Annotated in this window: 14 protein-coding genes; 6 read left to right on the top strand and 8 right to left on the bottom strand. The window is 65.1% G+C overall.

The window, feature by feature from the left end:
• Positions 1-55 precede the first annotated feature (55 nt).
• The 4 genes from DESFRDRAFT_RS16895 to DESFRDRAFT_RS16910 all read left to right on the top strand — a co-directional run bounded on the left by DESFRDRAFT_RS16895 (position 56) and on the right by DESFRDRAFT_RS16910 (position 3095).
• Positions 56-301, top strand: a complete 246-nt coding sequence (locus DESFRDRAFT_RS16895) for an FmdB family zinc ribbon protein (RefSeq protein ID WP_005995958.1) — start codon at positions 56-58, stop codon at positions 299-301.
• 14 nt (positions 302-315) lie between these two features.
• The gene (locus DESFRDRAFT_RS16900) at positions 316-675 is read left to right on the top strand and encodes a DNA-binding transcriptional response regulator (RefSeq protein ID WP_005995960.1); all 360 of its coding nucleotides are present in this window, start codon (positions 316-318) and stop codon (positions 673-675) included.
• Between the two features lie 12 nt (positions 676-687).
• Positions 688-1515: an MBL fold metallo-hydrolase gene (locus DESFRDRAFT_RS16905; protein ID WP_005995962.1), complete on the top strand. Its 828-nt coding sequence runs from the start codon at positions 688-690 to the stop codon at positions 1513-1515.
• 191 nt (positions 1516-1706) lie between these two features.
• Positions 1707-3095: an MBL fold metallo-hydrolase gene (locus DESFRDRAFT_RS16910; RefSeq protein WP_005995964.1), complete on the top strand. Its 1389-nt coding sequence runs from the start codon at positions 1707-1709 to the stop codon at positions 3093-3095.
• Positions 3096-3247: 152 nt separating this feature from the next.
• On the opposite strand, the gene DESFRDRAFT_RS16915 is transcribed toward DESFRDRAFT_RS16910, so the two are convergent.
• The 3 genes from DESFRDRAFT_RS16915 to DESFRDRAFT_RS16925 all read right to left on the bottom strand — a co-directional run bounded on the left by DESFRDRAFT_RS16915 (position 3248) and on the right by DESFRDRAFT_RS16925 (position 6043).
• Positions 3248-3706, bottom strand: a complete 459-nt coding sequence (locus tag DESFRDRAFT_RS16915; RefSeq protein WP_005995966.1) for a periplasmic heavy metal sensor — start codon at positions 3704-3706, stop codon at positions 3248-3250.
• A 341-nt stretch (positions 3707-4047) separates the two neighbouring features.
• The gene (locus DESFRDRAFT_RS16920; protein ID WP_005995968.1) at positions 4048-4959 is read right to left on the bottom strand and encodes a Tim44 domain-containing protein; all 912 of its coding nucleotides are present in this window, start codon (positions 4957-4959) and stop codon (positions 4048-4050) included.
• A 130-nt stretch (positions 4960-5089) separates the two neighbouring features.
• Positions 5090-6043: a toxin-antitoxin system YwqK family antitoxin gene (locus DESFRDRAFT_RS16925; protein WP_005995969.1), complete on the bottom strand. Its 954-nt coding sequence runs from the start codon at positions 6041-6043 to the stop codon at positions 5090-5092.
• Between the two features lie 239 nt (positions 6044-6282).
• On the opposite strand from DESFRDRAFT_RS16925, the gene DESFRDRAFT_RS16930 reads away from it, so the two are divergent.
• On the top strand, positions 6283-7386 hold the full coding sequence (locus DESFRDRAFT_RS16930; RefSeq protein WP_005995971.1) for a two-component system sensor histidine kinase NtrB: 1104 nt from the start codon (positions 6283-6285) through the stop codon (positions 7384-7386).
• Between the two features lie 267 nt (positions 7387-7653).
• On the opposite strand, the gene DESFRDRAFT_RS16935 is transcribed toward DESFRDRAFT_RS16930, so the two are convergent.
• The gene (locus DESFRDRAFT_RS16935) at positions 7654-8049 is read right to left on the bottom strand and encodes a TraR/DksA C4-type zinc finger protein (protein WP_005995973.1); all 396 of its coding nucleotides are present in this window, start codon (positions 8047-8049) and stop codon (positions 7654-7656) included.
• Positions 8050-8358: 309 nt separating this feature from the next.
• Here DESFRDRAFT_RS16935 and DESFRDRAFT_RS16940 point away from each other — a divergent pair, with 309 nt between their 5' ends.
• On the top strand, positions 8359-9000 hold the full coding sequence (locus DESFRDRAFT_RS16940; protein WP_005995975.1) for a hypothetical protein: 642 nt from the start codon (positions 8359-8361) through the stop codon (positions 8998-9000).
• Between the two features lie 182 nt (positions 9001-9182).
• Here the strand turns inward: DESFRDRAFT_RS16940 and DESFRDRAFT_RS16945 are convergent, their stop codons facing one another.
• The 4 genes from DESFRDRAFT_RS16945 to DESFRDRAFT_RS16960 all read right to left on the bottom strand — a co-directional run bounded on the left by DESFRDRAFT_RS16945 (position 9183) and on the right by DESFRDRAFT_RS16960 (position 15207).
• Positions 9183-10679 carry a glycosyltransferase family 39 protein gene (locus DESFRDRAFT_RS16945; RefSeq protein WP_005995976.1) on the bottom strand — a complete coding sequence of 499 codons (1497 nt, stop codon included), beginning with the start codon at positions 10677-10679 and terminating at the stop codon, positions 9183-9185.
• Positions 10676-11197 carry a hypothetical protein gene (locus tag DESFRDRAFT_RS16950; protein WP_144005065.1) on the bottom strand — a complete coding sequence of 174 codons (522 nt, stop codon included), beginning with the start codon at positions 11195-11197 and terminating at the stop codon, positions 10676-10678. The genes DESFRDRAFT_RS16945 and DESFRDRAFT_RS16950 overlap by 4 nt, the downstream gene beginning before the upstream one ends.
• Positions 11198-11262: 65 nt before the next feature.
• Positions 11263-13494, bottom strand: a complete 2232-nt coding sequence (locus DESFRDRAFT_RS16955; RefSeq protein WP_043795157.1) for a RelA/SpoT family protein — start codon at positions 13492-13494, stop codon at positions 11263-11265.
• Positions 13495-13530: 36 nt separating this feature from the next.
• Positions 13531-15207: a peptide-binding protein gene (locus tag DESFRDRAFT_RS16960; protein WP_005995983.1), complete on the bottom strand. Its 1677-nt coding sequence runs from the start codon at positions 15205-15207 to the stop codon at positions 13531-13533.
• Positions 15208-15365: the final 158 nt, after the last annotated feature.

Raw genomic sequence — 15365 nt, forward strand, 5'->3', positions numbered from 1 at the left:
GGGGCAGGGCCCCTGGCAGGGGGAGGTCCAGGAGGCGCACAAAAGGAGAATAACCATGCCGATTTATGACATTACGTGCCCGGCGTGCGGGTACAGCGGCGAAGTGATCCGGCCCCGGGCCGAGGATGCGCCGGTTTGTCCCCAATGCGGGGCCGCGGCGCAAAAACTGCTTTCCGCCACGAGTTCGCTGACGGGCAAGGCGGCGACCGGGTTGCCGGGTCCTTCGGACCATGGCTGTTGCGGTTCGCATCCCGGCCATGCCGGTTGCGCCGGCCCCGGCTCGTGTTGCGGCAAGGCGTGAGGGAGACCTTGTTTATGGAAATTCTGCTTGTCACCGCCCGTCCCCGGGTGCTCACCGACTTCACCGCCGCCCTGGCCGCCGGAGGCGCTCATGTCACCATCGCCCCGGACGCGGCCACCGCGTTGGAATCCGCCGCCGCGGGCCACCCTGTTTTGTGCGTGGCCGACGAAAACCTGCCCGACCTCGAACCATTCACCCTGGTGGCAAGGCTCATGCAGCAAAACGCCATGATTTTCACGGCGGTGGTCTCGGGCCTGTCCGAAGCGGATTTCCACGAAGCCGGCGAAGGACTCGGCATTCTCAAGCGTCTTCCTCCGAACCCGGATGCGGCGGCGGCCAAGGACTTGCTGGCCACCCTCGCGGCGGTGGCCTAGGGAGCACAGTCCATGGCTGTTCGGTCCCTGCGCGTTCTGGTGGACAACGTCTCGAGCGATCCACGCCTTGGGGCCGAGCACGGCTGGTCGGTGTGGATCGACGCGGGTGAGGCCGGCTGTCTCCTGTGGGACACCGGCCAGACCGGCCTTGTGGCGCAAAACGCCGCCGCCTGCGGCATCGACCCCACCTCCGCCCGGGCCATCGCCCTAAGCCACGGGCACTACGACCACAGCGGCGGGCTGGCGACCTTGCTCGACGCGGGATACGCCGGCCCCGTCCACGGCCATCCGGACGTCTGGCGGCAACGTTACAGCCGTCGCGACGCCAACACCTATCGTTCCGCCGGCATGAACGACGGCCGGCTCCCGAACGGCCTGCCCGAATTCGTTCCCCTTCGGGACGCCCAGACCCTCGCCCCGGGTATCACCTTCGTCACCGACATCCCTCGCCGGCCGGGCAACTTCACGGCCACGGCCAACCTTTTTCGCGACACCGCCGGCCATGAGCCGGACCGCGTGCCCGACGACGCTTTTCTGGTCATCGACGCGCCGGGGGGCAAGCTGGCGCTCCTTGGCTGCTGCCATGCCGGCCTGGCCAACAGCCTGGAAGCGGCCAAGGACGCGTGCGGCATCAAGCGCTTCCAAACGGTGGTCGGCGGGCTGCACCTGATCGGCGCGCCCGAGTCCGCCATGGCCGAAACCGTCGACGCCCTGACACGTTTCGGCGTGACGCGGCTCTACGCCGGGCACTGCACGGGCCAAGCCGGGCTGGACTATCTGCGCGAACATTTCCAAGGCGACTTCACGCCCACCGGCGCGGGCTTGGAGATAGTTCCGTAGAGAAGCGGAGGCCGCCGGGGGAGGGAACCCTTTTTTGAAAAAAAGGGTTCCCTCCCCCGGCCCCCCACCCTCCCTAAAAACTTTCATAAGAGGAGCCTTGTAGCAGATTTTCTGTGGCGCCAGCCTTGCCCCTCTGCCGGGAATCAGCCATTCTAAGGAAAGTTCGACCGAAAGTCGGAAGGAGGAGAGCAATGTATTTCAAGCAGATACAGACTCCGGGTTTGGGCTGTTTTTCCTACGTTCTCGGCTGCCCCGCCGCCCATGTCTGCGTGGTGGTCGACCCCAAACGCGACATCGACTGCTACCTGGAGATCGCCCGCGACGAGGGCATGCGCATCATCGGCATCATCGAGACCCACCTGCACGCCGACCACATAAGCGGCGGCCAGGAACTGCGCGCCGCCACAGGGGCGGATATCCACATCCACCCCGACGCCGGCGTGACCTATCCCCACAAGCCGCTGGCCGAAGGCCAGGTGATCGAAGCCGGCGCGGCCCGCCTGGAAGTGCTCTACACGCCCGGCCACACGCCCAATTCCGTGTCCCTTCTGGTCAGCGACCTGGTGCGCTCGCCGGAGCCGTGCATGCTTCTCACCGGCGACGTACTGTTCGTCGGCGACATCGGCCGGCCGGACCTGCCGGGCGCGGCGATCCTCGATGCCCAGGTGCAAAACCTCTACGACAGCCTCTACGAGAAGCTGGGCAAGCTGCCGGCGGACCTGGAAATCTACCCCGCCCACGGGCAGGGGTCGCTTTGCGGCCGGGGCATGAGCGCCAAGGGCGTGTCCACCCTCGGCTACGAGCGCCGGGCCAACGCCATGCTCGGCTACCCCGATTTCGCCAGCTTCAAGGCGGCCATTCTGTCCCACCTGCCGGCCCGGCCGAAAAGCTTCAGCCACATCATCGAGACCAACCGCAAGGGCGCGCCGCTTCGCGACGCCTGCCCCATGGAGCGCGAACTCACCCCGGACCGGTTCGAGGAACTCATGGCCGCGCCGGACACGGTCGTCATCGACTGCCGCGACACGGCCGCCTACGGCGGGGCGCACATCCCCGGCAGCCTCAACATCGGCTTCGACAAACAGCTCGCCAACTGGGTGGGCATGTCCGTGGCCCCGGACGCCAAGATCCTCATCGTGGCGGCTGACCGGGAAGGTGCCTCAGCCGTGCGGCTGGAACTCTTCCGCATCGGCTACGACGCCATCCTCGGGCATCTGGGCGGCGGCATGCCGGCCTGGACCCAGAGCGGCCGGGAAGTGGCGTCGCTTTCCCAGATGTCGGTGCGCGACCTGTCCAAGGCCCTTGAAGGGGACAACCCGCCGGCGCTGCTCGACGTGCGCACCGACGCGGAATGGGAGGCCGGCCATGTGGCCGCCGCCGCGCACCAGCCCTTTGCCGACATCCTGGAACGCGGGGTGGACCTGTGTTTCTCCGGCCCGGTGGTCGTCGTCTGCGGCTCGGGCTACCGCTCCAACATCATCGGCAGCGCCCTGGCCGCCAAAGGATGCAGCGACGTGCGCTCGGTGGCCGGGGGCATGATCGCCTGGACCCGGGCCGGGCTGCCTGTGGTAACGGCGTAAGAGGGAGAAAAGAGCCGGGGGAAACCTTTCTGAAGAAAGGTTTCCCCCGGGCCCCCTTCCAAAGACTTTTCAGGGAAAACAAGCAGGTTATGTACGATTTCAAGAGATGACCGGAGGATACGGACCATCCCCGGCCCCGGAAAAACCTGTCGTTAATACATCATGCCCGGACCCATCATGCCGCCACCGTACATGCCGCCTCCGTACATGCCGCCGCCGTGCCAGCCGCCGCCGTGCCAGCCGCCCATGAACGGGATATCCTCCTTGGCCAGCTGGCGCTGGAGGGCGACCTGCGCTTCGTAGAGCTTCGAGCGCAACTGGCTGACTTCCGCGGTCAGCGCCTGCACCTTCTTGTCGTCGGCCTTGCCGCCGTAAATCAGCGAGTTCAGTTCATATTGCTTGGCGACGAGCTGTTGGCGCAGGCCGCTCGTCTGGGAATAATACGCGCCATAGATTTTTTGCGCCGCCGCCTGCTTTTCCGGCGTCAGGTTCTGATAACCGTAGCCGTACATCATGCCCGGACCCATCTGCGCGCCGGCGATGCTCCAGGAACCGAGAACGAGAACCGCCGCCAGGGAGAAAATCATTGCCAGCAGTTTCCGCGAAGTCATAGTGAAACCTCCTTGGATGCCTGCATCCATTGTTTTTGGGACACATCGCGTCCCGCCCAGAAAACAACCGTCTACCGTGACGCGCCTTCCCTCACGGGAACCCGGAAAGCCGCGCCACAAAGCGAACCGGCGTCATTTCCGGCCACCTCCCCATCTCTCGCCTAAGGGCATTGCGACACTATCTCGCCACGCCTCCAAACAACGACGCGGCCGATAGAGATGACTTACGCTAGCACGACGTAAAGAATGCGCAACCGGAAATCCGAAGGCGCTTCCGAGATCGCCAACAAAAAGCCCCCGCCAAATGGCGGGGGCCCGGTCCTTACGGGGCGAATAGCCCGTTATCCTTCGAGTTGCTGGATGGCGTCGAGACGCCAGTTGTCGCCGGGAACGTCGTCGCGGCGCGCGAAATGCCAGATCTCGCGCACCTGTTCAGGCTGGCCGGCCTTGGGGTCTTCGCGCATGAGGGTGTCGAAGTAGGCCGAGGCGATGGTCGTTTCCCCCATCTTGCGAACCTCCAAGAGCTTGGCGTCCACGAGCAGGACGTCGGTGGGCTCGGGGTTCGGGTCCTCGGCCGCCTGCCGTCGCACGTCCTCCATGAAGGCCGGCGTGGCAAAGGTGGCGATGTCGCTCACATCCCGGGCGCTCCAGGAGCGTTGCAGCCGGCCGAAAAGCGTTTTCGCGCCGGACAGGAAATCCTCGACGTCAAAGCCCGGGGGCACGTTGGGCCCGGATGCGGCCTGGGCCTGGGGGCCGGACGACGCCGCGCCGAGATTGGCCCAGCCGCTGCCGGCCGCCTCACGCATGGGACTGGCCTCGTAAGTCCGCGCCATGGACGGCCCGGACTGGGAGGCCATCCGTCGACGGCCCAGGAACCGGAACAACAAAAAGAGCCCGCCGCCGATCAAAATCAGGTCGAGCAGGCCCGGTCCGCCGTAGCCGCCGGCATGGCCGCCGCCAAAGAGCATGGAGCCGAGCAGGCCGCCCACGAGCAGGCCGCCCAGCATGCCGCCCATGCCCGGCCGGGAGAACCGGCCGCCGGGATTGGTCGCGGTCGCCGGATTGGGCCGGGACTGCTGCTGTTGGCTGCCGAAAAAGCCCGAAGGCGCGCCGGAATTGTTCGGACGGGTGGTGGTGAACGATCGCCGGTTGCCGAAGGAACCGCCGCCGCCCAGCCTTTTGGCCGCGGCGAAATCCACGGATGCGAAGACAAGAAGAAGCACAGCCAGCAAAATGCCGGTTGTTCTGACCACGAGAAACCTCCTTGTGGCTTTACGGCCGCGGGCATACGCGGCGGCCGTCGACGCGCCCCGCTATGCTCCGGTCGGGACGCGCCATCCTTTCATATCAGGCCGCAAGGGGAGGTCGTCAAGGAAAACCGGCCTACATGGAACAGCGCTTCGGCGCGAAGGACACGGCGAAAGCCGAGACGAAAGGCTTGGCCACGAAGGTCGCGTTGGCCCGGGGCAGGACGGCGAAGGGCTTGCCGATGCTGCCGTGGCGGGCGACGAGGTTTTGGGCGGTAAATTCCAGCACCAGGGGCGTGATCTCATGGTCGCCGTCGCCGCAGATGCTCTCGCGCACGGCCGGGGCCAGTTCGCGGGGAGCCTCGCCGGGAAGTCGCGCCACAAGCTGCGAGCGTATGGTGGCGACGCGCGAAACCGTGCCCGAGAGGTCGAAGGCCAGGGAGTTCTCGTCGCCGGAAATTCCCACCGCGTCGGGATCGTAGGCCCAAATGACGCCGGCCGGTGTGGGCGTCTCCATGGGCCGCGCCGGTTCCAGCGAACGCAGGGCTCCGCCGGAATGAAAGCTCAGGCCCAAGCGCGCCGGTGCGTTGCCGACCGGCGTTTTCACCGTCACCTCCTCCCCGGGCCACAGGGTGAGGCTGCGCAATTCCCCATCCGGGGAAAAGGCCACGGACACGAACCGGGAGGCGATGCGGCCGATGGAGGTGTCCAGGGACAGCGTCTCGGCCAGGCCCGCCTCGTCGGCCTCGGTCCAGTAGCCGGAGAGCTTGCCGTTGAGCGGAAACACCCGGGCCACGGCCCCGTTCTCGTGAAATGTGACCAATTCGGCCGGAAGCTCCCCCACCGGCGTATCCACCACGGTGCTGGTCTCGAGCGGCAGCGAACGCACCTGCCCGTTGGGGAAAAAGGTCAGCTGCGGCAGCTGCATGCGCCGCGAGTCGTCGATGGTGTGCTGGGGCGTGAGCCGCCCGAGCGAGGTTTCCAGGGCCACCGGGCCGTCCAGGGAGACGGCGCGAAGCGAGCCGTCCCGGTAACGGTCCACCGGACCGTCCACGGGCAGGTTGCCATAGCGGGTTTCCAGTGTTTCCATATTTTTCCTTAAGCAATATCCATTCCAAATATTTATTTTATTATTCCAACATGATATATCTACAGATCGGGAGGGAAAGCACCAAAATCCTACAAATCCGTCACGGCATGCGACAAAATGGTTCCTGCGCGCCTTTCGGTGTCCGTCATGGAGCCGTAACCCGCGCGCCCCATACTGGCCCCGTCTCCCCGCAACACGCGCCGGCCTTTGCCGAGGCGCGACATCAGCGAGGCCGCCCTATGCTGACCTTCGCCCATTCCACTTATTTCCACGACCTGCTCGGCGGTTTTTCGGCCGGGGTGGTCATCGCCAACAGCAAGGGGCTGGTCTACGCCTCCAACCCGGCCGCCGCCACCCTGCTCGGCGAGACGCCCCAGTCCCTGGCCGACCCGGCCGAAGCCAAGGCCATCATCGCCCGGTCGGACACCCCGCGCGGGCTGGCCCACTTCCTGGCCGCCCCCATCAAGCACGGCCGCAAACCCGCGCCCATCACCTTCACCTACCGCCATCCCGACGGCACGCTGCGCCATTTCCGCCTGTCGTGCTCGCTGCTTCTGGAAAACGAAAAGATCTTCGGCATCCTCTTCGAGATCGACGACATGACTGAGATCTTCGCGCTCCACGCCAGGGAACGCGACATGCTGCTCGGCATCCACGCCGTCCAGCAGGAGCGCATCGAAAGCCTGGGCCGCTTTTCCCTGGCCGTGGCCCATCAGATCAGAAATCCGCTCATGATCATCGGCGGTTTCACCGGACGGCTACTCAGACGCCATCCCGAAGGCGATCCCGACGCCGAAGCGCTTGCCATGATCCTCGACGGAGCCAGGCGGCTCGAGTCCGTGGTACGTGCCGTGTCGTCCTACGCCAAACGCCGCCCGGCCGTGCCGGTCATGGCCGACACGGCCGATCTGGCCATGCGGGCCATGGAAACGGCCCGGTCCAGGACGGGATGCAATGCGCCCTTCACCGTGGACGCGGCCGTGGGGCTGGCGCGCCTCGACGCCGAACTGACGGTGGAGACGCTGGCCGAGCTTTTGGCCAACGCCCTGGAGGCTTGCGACGCGGCGGAAGAAGGCATGATTTCGGTGCGCGCGCGCCGGGAAGGCGAAACGCTCGTCCTCGCCGTGGAGGATCGGGGACCGGGAGTGGCCGCGGATATCCGGCCGTTCATCTTTGACCCGTTTTTCACCACCAAGGCTGTGGGCGTCGGCATGGGGCTTTGCATCGCCAAGCGCAATGCCGAGGAACTCGGCGGCGTGTTGCGCGTCGTCGAGCGTCCGGGCGGCGGCTGCCTGGCGGAGTTGACGCTGCCGGACGTCCCGGCCGAGTCGGCCAAGGCCTGATCCAGCGGCCGTGAACGCGGCCTCTTTTCAGAGGGAATGCCGCAGGCTCCGACGGGGGCGGCCCTCCCAAATGGAGGCGCGGCCTCCTCCCCTGCCCGGCGTTTCTTCCGGGCGGCATCGGGCGGTCGCGGCCGCGCCCGGGAAGGCAGTCCGGGCGTGGGCCACGGCACGGCGCGGCATCCTTGCAAAAGACGCCGGCAATTTCCGGCGCGGCGCGAGGCCGGCTCGCCGCTGACGGCGGCGCGGCCGGCGATCGCCCGTGCGCCGCTATTCCTCGAGAAAGGCGGACTCGTTTCCGGCCGGAGCCATATAGGGCCGGCCCATGTCCTCGAGCATGGCCTTGCAGTGGACACACAAGGTGGCGGTGGGCTGGGCGCGCAGGCGGGCCATGCCGATCTCCTCGCCGCACTCCTGGCAAACGCCGTATTCGCCGTCCTTGACCCGTTCCAGGGCTTCGTGGATCTCGCCGATGAGCTGGCGGTCGCGCTCGCGCATGATGATGTTCATGTGCCGGTCGGACTCGGCCGTGGCCCGGTCCGTGAGGTCGGCAAACGCCGCCACTTCCTGCGACATGACGTCGAGGGAGTCGCGGGACTGGCCGATGAGGGTTTCGAGCATTTCGGTGAGCACCTGCTTGAAGCGATCCACGTCAAGATGTCCCATGGCATTTCTCCAGTGCGAGAAAGGTTGACGGACGCCCGGACTCTCCGGGGGCTCCCCCGGGAACCGAGCGTTATCCGTTTGCCTTAGGGATTTGGAGCGTGAGTGACGGCCGTGTGGAGAGTAGGTGACGGCAGCTTTGGCCGGAAGTTGCACCCGGCCGGCAAAATATTCCTTGGGTTTTAAAAAAATTCTTCAATCCATTCGAAGAGGTTATCTCGTATTTTGAGGACTGGCAGCCTTCTTGCTCTCTTCCAGGCACACGATTCCGTCCCCGCCGGACCGGGTCGAACTTGCCGCCTGGAGGCACATATGGCCACCACATCCGTGAGCACCAGCGACGTCGTCAATTGGGCGTATCAATATAGCCTTGCCTGCGCCAAGCTTACCTCCGCCCAGAGCGCGGCCTCGTCGTCGTCCAATCGCCGGGCCGACATCGCGACGGCCCAGGCCGATTTCAACAATACCATGATCAGCCTGCTGCCCACGGACGTCCAATCGAGCGTCCAGGTGCAATACATGCAGGCCTACACGAGCTATAATACGGCGATGGCCTCGACCACTTCGGAGGCCGGCAGACAAGCCGCGATGGCCAGCCTGTACGACACCCTGAGCGGCATCACCCTGCCCACAGCCAGCAACGCCACTATCAATATTTCCAACGCCATGGCCAACATCGCGTCCATGGCCTCCAACGCCGGAACCGCCTGGCTCGCCGCCGTGGCCAGCGGGGCGAATATCATGAATACCCAGGCCGCCAGCTACACCGAGTCCCTGAAAACCATGCTCTCCAATGCCGGCATGGACACCTCGGGCATCACCAGCCCGACCATCTCCACCCAAGCGGCCTCGACCTTCGCCGCCGCCTCGGCCGCCGCCGCAACCGGCGGCACTTCGGGCGCTATCCTCAACGCCGCCCTGGTCGGCTATATTTTGGCCAACGATACCTCGTAAGATGGGAAGATGAGGGAAGATGAAGAGATGAGAAGAGAATGCGAGAGGGGAAACCCTTTAAAAAGGGTTCTCCCCTCTCGCGCTCTCCCCTTCCTAAAGTTTTCAATAGACAGAGAGGTCACCGTTACACTCTAATTTTATTGAAAGTCTTTGGAAAGGGGGTGCCGGGGGGAAACCTTTCTTCAGAAAGGTTTCCCCCCGGCATGCTTTTTCCCATCCCCCCGGCGGCGGGTCAGGACGAGGCCGCTTGCCGGACAGGTCATGATGACCTCGAAGCGGTCGGCCACCTTCGGGGTGGCGGCGAGATCGGCCGGCATGATGCCGTAGGCGGCCTTGGGCAGGTATTCCAGGCCCCGCACCGTGTCCACGTAGGCCATGCGCAAATGGCGCACGTAATAATCCAGGGTATGTATGGCCATGTGGGACACGGCGATGCCGATTTTCTCGCGGGTGAAATTGCGCGGGTAGTTCTCGCGCGCGATGCGCCGCATAAAGGGCCGTGAACAGGCGTCGTTGCGCCAGGTAAACGTATAGGCGAGATTGGCGGCCCGGGCGAAATTCCCGCACGCGATCAGACACAGCCCGACCAAAAGGCCCCCGCCGGCCCATCGCCACGCCCTCCCCGGCGGCAGGCAGCCGATGCCGCCGCACACGGCCAGCACCAGCACCGGCCATAAAAACAACATCCCCCGCTCCATGAGGTACGGCGTGCCGAACAGGGCATGTTCAACGGTCACGCCGGCCCAGACGATGCCGTAAAAGGCCAGCAACGTGAAAAAGGCCGTGGCGATCGGCCGCCGTGGCCCCGTCCAGGCGCGCGTGGCCACGGCGGCAAGCGCGAGCCCCGTCAAAAGGCCCATGGCCATCCAGGCGAGAAGCCTGGGCAAGGCCGGGTCGATGCCGGTGCGGTAGAGCGTGACCGCAAACAGGCTGGTCAAGCCGCCGCCGACAAACCCGTCGGCGCTGCCCCACCAGTATTCGTTATGCTTCGCGGCAATGCGCATGGTCGGGCCGTAGATGACGCTCAGACCGACCAGCGTCGCCAGGACGGGCAGGCAGGCGGCGGCAAGCGCCCTTCCACGCGGCCGAGAGCCCTGGCGGGCTTGCCAGGCAAACCGGATCACGGCCAGCGCCAGGGCGGTAAGGTAGGCGTAGAGAAAGGACAGGTTGGCCAGGGCGGCCAGGGCGAAAAAAACCAAATGCCACGGCGGCCGCCGCGCATCCCGAGCCGCCAGCAGCCGGGAAAGGCCCAGCATGGTCAGTCCCAGGCCCAGGGCGTAGCCACGGCCGACGGAGAAGAAATCGAGCAGATACGGATTGGCCGTCAGCAGCGCCGTCGCGGCCGTAACGGCCCAGCCGTCAAAAAGCCGGGCGCTTAGCCGGTAGGCCAGGCAAAGATAGCAGATGCCGCCGGCCAGCGCCGGCAACCGCACCGCCCAGTCGTGTTCGCCGAAAACCGTCAGGCACAGGTTGATCAGCCAGGAATTGAGCAGATGCACGTTGAGCCCGGCGAAAAAAGAAGGCGTGATGAAGGAAAAAAACCCGGGATAGGGCAAGGCCTCGGCGGTCCAGGCCTCGTCGCAGGTCATGGACAAACTCAAGGCCCGCCAGGCGACGTAGACGATCAGCCCGGCGATAAGGACCTTGGCGGTCAAACGCGGCAGACGGTCGGCGCTCATGGGGACACCGCCGGATCGCCGGGCACGGGCAGCAGTTGGAGCATGGTGAAGGTCGCGGCAAGAGGTCTGGGGTCGTCCGCGGCGAAATCGTCGCCGCCGTGGTTCCAGGCCCGGTAGGCGAAGCTGATCCGGTTGTCCCCGGCCCGGGAAGTGAAGTCGCGGCAGGCGGGATGGCCGGCGTCGTCGGGAAGCCCGCTTTTCCGGGCGTCATAGGCGGCGACCGGATGTTCGTTGACCGCCACCGCGACGGTCTGATCGCGCACCGGCGACGTGAAGGCATAGCACAGGCGCAGGCGCATGGGCGCAAGCGTGTGAAAGCGCAGCCGCGTCTTCGGGCCGTAGCCCCAGAGGATCTTTTCGCCGTGCGGCCCGGTCTCCAAGGCGGTCTGCGCGCCCTTGGAGCGGGCATCCAGGGGCAGAAAGAAGGCCGGCGGCACCGGCCCCAGGTCCCGGGCCAAATCCCGCCAGGGCGTGGCGTGGCGCTCGTGTGCGACCAAAAGCGCCACGAGCACAAACACAAGCCCCCCGAAAACGAGCCGGCGCCCCGTCCGCGACGTCCTCTCCTTGTTCCGGTGGCCCGCCATCATGCGCCCAGGGTCTCTTCCTCTTCCTCGGGGCTTACCCCAAGGTCGTCGGTGACGGCGCGGCGCTTGACGGCCATGACGGCGTCGAGGCGGCTCAATTTGTCGATGGTCCGGTACAGATGGCTGGAATCGCGCACCTCGACCCGGAAAATGAGGTGGGTGGTGCCGTCCACGTTGGAATGGATGGCCCCGGAGTCGATGTTGACGCCCTCTTCGGCCAAAAGCAGGGAAATCTTTCCGAGCACGCCCTTCTTGTTCTTGGCCAGGATGGACAGCCCCGCATGGTAGGGCTGCTCCTTCTCCCCTTCCCAATTGACCTGGATAAGGCGTTCGGATTCGAGATTGGGCACGTTGGGGCAGTCGTGGGTATGGACCACGACCCCCCGGCCCCGGGAAATGTAGCCCACGATGGGGTCGCCGGGCACGGGGTTGCAGCACTGGGCCAGCCGCACGAGCACGTTGTCCACGCCCTGAATGCGCACGCCCTCGCCGGGCTTGCCCTTGCCGGTCCCGGCCACGCTTTCGGCCGCAGTGACGGCCGGGGCCTCGGCCTTGGCGGCATGCGGCGCCTCGGCCTCCTCGCCCTCCTTCTTGGGGATGAGCCGGCCGATGACCTTTTTCGGGGTGATGCGCGAATAGCCCACGGCCGAAAGCACGTCCTCGACCCCGGGCAGGGAGAGTTCCCGGGCCACGGCCAGCATGGAGCCGTCCTTGATGGCCTTTTGGATGTTGACCCCGTCCTTGCGGCCCTGCTTCTCCAGCATCTCGCGGCCAAGGGAGATGGAACGCACCCGCTCCTCGGTACGGATGAAATGCTTGATGCGGGTCCTGGCCTTGGCGGTCTTGACGAACTTGAGCCAGTCCCGGTTGGGATGGCGGTTCTTGTCGGTGATGATCTCGACGGTGTCGCCGTTTTTAAGCGGCGTCTCGAGGGTCACCAGCTTACCGTTGACCTTGGCCCCGGCGCAGTGCTCGCCCACGGCCGTGTGGATGAGAAAGGCCAGGTCGACGGCCGTGCCGCCCTCGGGCAGCTCCTTGACGTCGCCCTTGGGCGTGAAGACGTAGACCTCGTCCTGGAACAGGTCGAAGCGCAGGTTGGCCACGAACTCGCGCGAATCCTTGAGCTCCCGCTGCCAGTCCATGATCTGGCGCAGCCAGGCGAAGCGCTCCACGTCCTTGGGGTTGAACTTCCCCTTCTCGCGCTCCTTGTACTTCCAGTGGGCGGCCACGCCCTCCTCGGCCAACCGGTTCATCTCCACGGTGCGGATCTGGATCTCGATGCGCTCGCCGTCAGGCCCGACCACCGTGGTGTGCAGGCTCTGGTACATGTTGGCCTTGGGCATGGAGATGTAGTCTTTGAAGCGCCCGGGCACGGGTTTCCAGATGGAGTGCACGAGCCCGAGCACGGCGTAGCATTCGCGAATATTCTCCACGATGACGCGAAAGGCCACCAGGTCGTGGACCTGGTCCAGGGTGAGCCCCTGGACGCGCATCTTGTTGAACACGCTCCAGAGGTGCTTGCGGCGGCCGAAGATGCGAGCCCGGATATGGTTGGGGCGCAGGAGCTCCTTGACCTGGGAGATGACCCGCTCGATGTAGGATTCGTCGAGGGTGCGGTGACGGTCGACGCCGGTCTTGATCTGGTTGTAGACGTCTGGCTTCAGGTATTTGAAGCTGATGTCCTCGAGTTCGGTCTTGATGCGGTGCAGGCCCAGCCGGTTGGCCAGCGGGGCGTAGATGTCCATGGTCTCCTGGGCGATGCGCGCCTGCTTGTAGGGCTTCTGGAACTCCAGGGTGCGCATGTTGTGCAGCCGGTCGGCCAGCTTGACCAGGACCACCCGGATGTCGTTGGCCATGGCCAGGATCATCTTGCGGATGTTTTCGGCCTGGGCCTCTTCCTTGCTCTCGAAGGGGATGAGGCTGATCTTGGTCACGCCGTCGACGATGTCGGCCACGTCGTCGCCGAAAAGCTCCTCGACCTCGTCCACCGTGGCCTTGGTGTCCTCCACGGTGTCGTGCAGGAGCCCGGCCGCGATGCTGGCCGCGTCCAGGCGCATGTCGGCGAGAAGGCCCGCCACTTCCAGGGGATGGGACAGGTAGGGTTCGCCGGACAGGCGCACCTGTCCGGCATGGGCCGCGGCGGAGAACACGTACGCCTTGGTGAGCAGCGCCTGTTCCGCCTCACTCAAGTATATGGCGGTCTTGTCGAGAATTTCGTTTATGCGGATCATGACCGGCCCGGCCTCGTCCATCCGGGCGTGGGAGCGTTATTTTTCCAGGCGGAAGGTCTGTTTGTCCCGCGGCACCCACCACTTGGTGAAGTTGTAGGTGATGCCGGCCGGCGCCACGGCCACGTTTTGAAAACGCGAGGACAAAATCGGCAGGGCATAGGGCGCGTAGAGAAAAAGATAGGGCTGTTCGCGGTGCAAAATCTCCTGGAAGGCGTCGTAGATCTTCTTGCGCTTGGCCATATCCACGGTGTGCCGGCCCTCCTCCAGCAGCGCGTCGGCCTTGGCGTTTTTGAACCCCACGAAATTGAGCCCCCCGGGCACGGCGCGGCTGCTGTGCCACACGTCGTAGGCGTCCGGGTCCTGGGTGATGGTCCAGCCGAGAATGAGAGCGTCGAAATTGCCCTTGTTCACGAATTCCTTGATGAAGGAGGCCCACTCCACGGTGCGGATGGACACCTTGACGCCGATGGCCGCCAGCTCGCTTTGGATGATGGTGGCGCTTTTGATCCGTTGATCGTTGCCCTGGTTGGTGAGAATGGTGAAGCGAAACGGCCGGCCCGAGGCGTCCTCGAGCACGCCGTCGCCGTTTCGGTCCTTCCAGCCCGCCTCGGCCAGCATTTTCTTGGCCAGGGCCGGATCGTAGGCATAATCCGTAATGGACGTGTCGTAGACCCAGGTGCCGGGCTTGTAGGGGCCGACGGTGGGCATGCCGAGGCCAAGCACGGCGCCCTTGACCACGTCTTCCTTGTTCACGGCGTGGGCGAAGGCCTGTCGCACCCGGACATCGCTGAAAAACGGGCTTTTGAGGTTGTAGGCGAGATACGTGTAGGCGAAGGAGAGGTATTTGAACTTGCGCCAGTCCGCCTCCCAGCGAGGTCCCTTGGTCTGGTAGAGGTACTGCTGGGGGGTGAGCCCCATCATGTCCACGCCGCCGGCCTTGAGTTCCAGGAACATGGTCGCGGTGTCCGGGATGATGCGGTAGACGACCTGGTCGATATGGGGCCGGCCCTCGAAATAGTCCGGGTTGGCGTCGAGCACCAGCCGCCGGCCGGGTTCCCAGGAAACCAGCTTGTACGGCCCCGCGCCCACGGGCTCCCGGGCGTACTTGGTGTTCATGAGATCCTGGCCCTTAAGAACATGCTCGGGCAGGATGGCCAAGGCCCAGGTGACAAGCGACCGCGCAAAGGGCTCGGCGTAACGCACCTCGAAGGAATACTTGCCCGTGACGGTGAAGCTCTTGATCGCCTTGTAGTCCCCGGCATAGGCCGTGGGCGTCTTGGGGTCGATCATGAGCTTGTAGGTGAATTCCACGTCCGCGGCCGTGAGCTCCACCCCGTCTGTCCAGCGGATGCCGGGCTTGAGCCAGAATTTGAGGAGCTTGCCGTCCTCGTCCACTTCGTAGCGCTCGGCGGCCCAGCATTCGAGCTTGATGTCCTTGTCGTAGCGCAGCGGGGCGACGTAGAGCAGGTTGGCCACCTCGCTGGAGGCGGAATCGGTCGACAGGGGGGGAATGAGGTTCGACGGCTCGCCGATGCTGGCTATGACGATGCGGCCGCCGTCGACCGGTTTTTCCGGGGAGACGGCCGGCGCGGCGGCCGTTGCCGGTTTGGCCGTTTTTTTTGCGCCCGCAGGCTGGTCCGAAGGCCCCTGACAGCCGCAACAAAACGCCGTAACAAGAAGAAAAACCAAAAAAACGACGCGCGCCACCCGCATAGTTCTCCTTTTCGCTTGCATCATCCGCCAAATTCGCCATATTGAACCGGATGCGCAAGGCCTCGTGTGTTATGCCTTATACGGGGCCAGCGCAAAATAAAAGCCCTTTTTCCCGTTCGGCCGCCGCAGCGCCCCGTCATCGCCCGGGCAAGGGGCAG

Origin of the sequence: Solidesulfovibrio fructosivorans JJ] (assembly GCF_000179555.1) — a bacterium.
Classification (GTDB): Bacteria; Desulfobacterota; Desulfovibrionia; order Desulfovibrionales; family Desulfovibrionaceae; genus Solidesulfovibrio; species Solidesulfovibrio fructosivorans.